Origin of the sequence: Roseomonas chloroacetimidivorans (assembly GCF_049629625.1) — a bacterium.
GTDB lineage: Bacteria > Pseudomonadota > Alphaproteobacteria > Acetobacterales > Acetobacteraceae > Roseomonas > Roseomonas chloroacetimidivorans.
The window spans coordinates 1-4,349 of record NZ_JBNBZS010000185.1; the positions used below are offsets into that span (position 1 = coordinate 1).

Consider the following 4,349-nt stretch of genomic DNA (forward strand, 5'->3'; position numbering starts at 1 on the left):
CCGGAGCACGCTCAATCGCCGGCGGTCGGGCCCTCGTTCGCACCGCTCTCTACCTCGCAGCCCTTCAAGCGTCCCGACGCTCCGCCATCTTCCGCGAGTTCCGTAACCGCCTGCAGGCCGCAGGCAAGCCGGTGAAGGCCATCCTGACCGCCACGGCTCGCAAGCTCCTCGTCACGCTCAACGCAATGGTCGCCAGCGAAACAGACTACCGTCTCGACGCCGCAACCTGATTACAGTTGCCGACAAACCCGATGGAGTGGATGCCCCCGCCCGGCGGTATCACAGTGTGCCAGACTGTCCTCGCCAAGAGGTCAGCACGCAGGGAGGCTTCCATGAGCGTCGTACGCATTATCGGTATCGACCTGGCCAAGCGGTATTTCCAGCTCCACGGCGCCAGCGCCGACGGCTCGGTGGTGTTCCGCAAGAAGCTGCCGCGTGACCGGCTGCTGCCTTTCCTGGCTGAGCAAGCGTCGGCCATTGTCGCCATGGAGGCGTGCGCCAGCGCCCATCACTGGGGGCGCCAGATCAGCGCGCTTGGGCACGAGGTAAGGCTGCTGCCGCCGATCTATGTCAAACCCTTCGTCAAGCGGCAGAAGAACGACGCTGCCGATGCCGAGGCCATTGTGGAGGCGGCGTCGCGCCCGTGACCTCTGGGTCCGTCAGCGCACCCAGACCGTCAACGCCCTACGCGGCCATCTTGCCGAGTTCGGTATTGTCGCGCCGGCGGGCCACGCCCGGGTCGACAGACTGGCTGCGGCAGTCAACGATACGACGACGGCCATCCCTGACATGGCCAGGGAGCTGGCCCGCATGATGCTGACCCAGATCGAGGAACAGACCGCACGCATCGACGCGTTGGAGAAGGAGATCCGGGCGCGAGCACCCAAGGACACCGAGGTGGCCAGACTGATGACGATCCCTGGCGTCGGCGCGATCAGCGCCATGGCGGTGAGGGCCTTCTGCCCCGACATGCGCCATTTCCGCAGCGGGCGCGACTTCGCCGCCTGGACGGGCCTGACGCCGAAGCAGCACTCCACCGGCGGCAAGGCGCGGCTGGGCAGCATTTCGAGAATGGGCCAGCGCGACATCCGACGCCTGTTGATCGTCGGCGCCTCGGCGGTCGTGTGCTGGGCGGCCCGCAAGGGAGCGCCGGCGGGCTCCTGGTTGGCGGGGATGATGGCGCGAAAGCCACGCATGCTGGTGGTTGTCGCACTCGCCAACAAGATGGCGCGGACGATCTGGGCGCTGACAGTCCGCGGCGAGGTCTACCAGAATCCGCCCCTGGCGGCCTGATCAGCCGCCAGGGCCGGTGCCCCGGGGAGTGCAGGCAGGACCGAGAGAAGGTAAGGGCAGCAGTCGAAGAGACGGGATCGCATAAACCTGTACCGCCCCGAGCGCTTCGAGCGCGCGAACCCGATAGGGACGCGATCCGCACATCTCCATACAGGCCAGCGGCACGGAGTGGCCGCGCCAACAGATCCCATGAGGGCTGGCGGCGGGTAGGCTAGTGTGCGCCGGCGAGCAAAGCCCGGAGGATCGTAGCGATGACGCAGGTGCTTGGTTCACTCCCTCATCCCGTTGCACCTGATTACGACTGTACGCTCGTGCTCGCAATCGAGCTGAGCAACAAGAGTTGGGTTCTGTCGGCCCAGGTGCCTGGTCTGCCGCGCGTCAAAGCCAAGCGGACCATCGAGCCCACGGCCGAGGCATTGCTGGCAGCGATCCAGGGCTATCGGGAGCGGGCCAGGGGAGCGGGCCGGAACGTCGAGCGGGTGGTCGCCACCTACGAGGCGAGCTGGTCGGGGTTCTGGCTCGCACGCTGGTTGGCGATGCACGGGATCGAGACACACGTCATCCAGCCATCGAGTGTCCCAGTCGACCGGCGGGCACGGCGGGCCAAGTCCGATGGAATCGATGCCGAGTTGCTGCTACGCACGTTGTTGGCTTGGCTCCGCGGCGAGCCGCGGGTGTGCTCGATGGTGCCGATCCCGGACGAGGACGACGAGGACGCCCGCCGCTGCACTCGGGAACGGGCGGAACTCGTCGCCGAGCGTGTTGCCCTTGTCAACCGCATCGGCGCCGTGCTGGCGACCTTGGGTGTGGGTGACTACGACCCGCTCCTGCGGAATTGCCGACAGCGTCTTGAGCAGTTGCGTACAGCGCTGGGCACCGCGCTACCCCCACACGCCCGCGCCAAGATCAGCCGTATGCTCGACCGCTTGGATCTGGTGCGCACGCAGATCACCGAGTTGGAGCAGCAGCGTGATGCGGTACTGGCTGAAGAGATACCGGGCCGGGCTGACGCAATGATCCAACAGCTCGCCAAGTTGCGCGGCATTGGTGTGCAGAGCGCCACGGTGTTGGTGCGCGAAGCGTTCGTGCGCGAGTTCGCCAATGGTAAAGCACTCGGCTCCTACGCGGGTCTCACCGCGACGCCCTACAGCAGTGGCGGCACAGAGCGCGAGCAAGGCATCGGCAAGGCTGGAAACCGACGACTGCGGACCGTGATGATCGAATTGGCCTGGCTTTGGCAGCGCTACCAACCCGGCTCTGCCCAGGTCAGGTGGTTTCGCGAGCGCGTCGGCGGCACGGGAAGCCGCATGCGCAAGGTGATGGTCGTGGCTATGGCTCGCAAGCTGCTGATCGCTCTCTGGCGGTTCGCAACCCAGGGCGTGGTGCCGGAGGGCGTGGCCATGAAGCCCACGTCCTGATCAGTCCTGAAGGTTTGGCCTGAGCCGCCGAGCGGCTTGGGTACACGGATCCAAGGGGGCGTCGCCGTTGTCCGGCCTGGTGCGTGAGCGCCGTTCCATAGAGTGGTGGCGCCCTCCTGGAGTTCTCCCGTCCCGAATGCGGGACAGTGGTGGGGACGTGGTCCCGCCGGATGTGAGGTTTGCAGGGAAGCCCTGCACTGACGAGAGCTCCGCCTTGGACGAGTTTTGAACCGCGCTATGGCACTTAAACCCAGCGAACATTCCGCAATGAAGCCGCTTGACGGATACGCCCTCATGTGAGGCCGGACACACGACCGCACCTCACTGCACAGCCATTACCAGATCGAGTTTCTACTTGCATTCATGGGGGCATCCACACACGGGGCGGTTCACCACCGCAGTCAGCCCGTCGCGATTGAAGCCTGCCATCCAGCGCGCAACGGTTTCCCCGTTGCGGCGTCCAACCAGATGCGCCGTCATCGTGTAGCTCTGACCATTGGCCACAGCCAGCAAGGCTCGGGCACGAGTAACTTGCGCTGCCGGCGCAATCTGCGACCGGCTCAGCCGTGAGAGCAATGTCCGCTCCGCTTCGCTCAGTAGGCGGAACGGATCCCCCTGTCGCCGTGACATGGGTCACCTCGTCATCCGGAAGCAGCCAGTATGGCACAGTCCGAGGCAAGTGACCCACTAGGTGGCGAGGTGCCGAAAGTCCACATCGTGCTGCGCCGCAAGTTCGCACGGCACAGATAATCCCTCTGCGAGGAGTTTTCGCGCCGCTAGATGCTCCGCCGCCGCATTGACCGACTCGACGGCGATAAGCTTCTCTCCCCGGTACAGAAACACTGAGAACTTGCCTCTCTCTGGATCGCCCCGCAGGACGGTCCTGTCGTGGCCGGTACTCAGTCCCGCGATCTGGAGGCGTGCGGCGCCCTGATTACTCCAGAACCAGGGAAGGTCGGTGTAGGGCGTGGGGCGTCCGCATAGGCGTTTGGCGATGGAGCGTGCCTGATCGACCGCATTCTGGACGGATTCAAGCCGGGCTTGCCCATCGCAGAACACGCAGGGGAACTGCGCGCAATCTCCGAGCGCCGAAATCGCAGGATCCGACGTCCTAAGATAGTCGTCGACCAGGATTCCGTTGTCCACGTCTAAGCCGGCTGCCGCCGCCAGCTCAACATTCGGCAGGACGCCGGCGGCCAACAGCACGGCGTCAGAATGGAGCCGGCGTCCGTCGGACAGGCGCACCTCCACTCCCTCAGGGCCGTGGTAAGCGGAGGCGAGCATCGAATGCAGGTGCACCTCCGTACCCATCCGGCGATGCAGTTCCAGGAAGAAGTCGGAGACGGGCCTTGAGACCGCCCGCGCCATCAGCCGATCGGCCATCTCAACGAGATCGACGGCCACGCCCTTCTCTCGGAGGAGGCCGGCAATCTCCAGGCCGATGAAGCCGCCGCCGATGATCGTGACACGACCAAGCGTCGGCAACCGGCCGAGAAAGATGCGAGAATGCTCTAGGAGACCGTCCGGGTAACCCCATTTCGAGCTGACGCTTGGGGGCGTTGAGCGGCGCTCATGGCGCGCCCTTCCAGCGCGGGTTAGCCTGTTGCTGCCCTGGCGAGCTTGGTGAGGTTGTGGGCG

Annotated in this window: 2 protein-coding genes and 2 pseudogenes; 3 read left to right on the plus strand and 1 reads right to left on the minus strand. The window is 65.5% G+C overall.

Annotated features, from left to right (window positions below; all coding sequences use genetic code 11):
* From ACO1BU_RS36125 to ACO1BU_RS36135, 3 genes and pseudogenes are all read left to right on the plus strand, one after another.
* Window positions 1-230 (plus strand): annotated as a pseudogene (locus ACO1BU_RS36125) (IS110-like element ISMno7 family transposase); the annotation flags it as partial.
* A gap of 102 nt (window positions 231-332) precedes the next feature.
* Window positions 333-1,293 (plus strand): annotated as a pseudogene (locus ACO1BU_RS36130) (IS110 family RNA-guided transposase).
* A gap of 251 nt (window positions 1,294-1,544) precedes the next feature.
* On the plus strand, window positions 1,545-2,711 hold the full coding sequence (locus tag ACO1BU_RS36135; protein ID WP_424140703.1) for an IS110 family RNA-guided transposase: 1,167 nt from the start codon (window positions 1,545-1,547) through the stop codon (window positions 2,709-2,711).
* Window positions 2,712-3,398: 687 nt separating this feature from the next.
* Here the strand turns inward: ACO1BU_RS36135 and ACO1BU_RS36140 are convergent.
* Window positions 3,399-4,349 (minus strand): NAD(P)/FAD-dependent oxidoreductase (locus tag ACO1BU_RS36140; protein WP_424140704.1); only part of this gene is annotated, 951 nt, incomplete at its 5' end.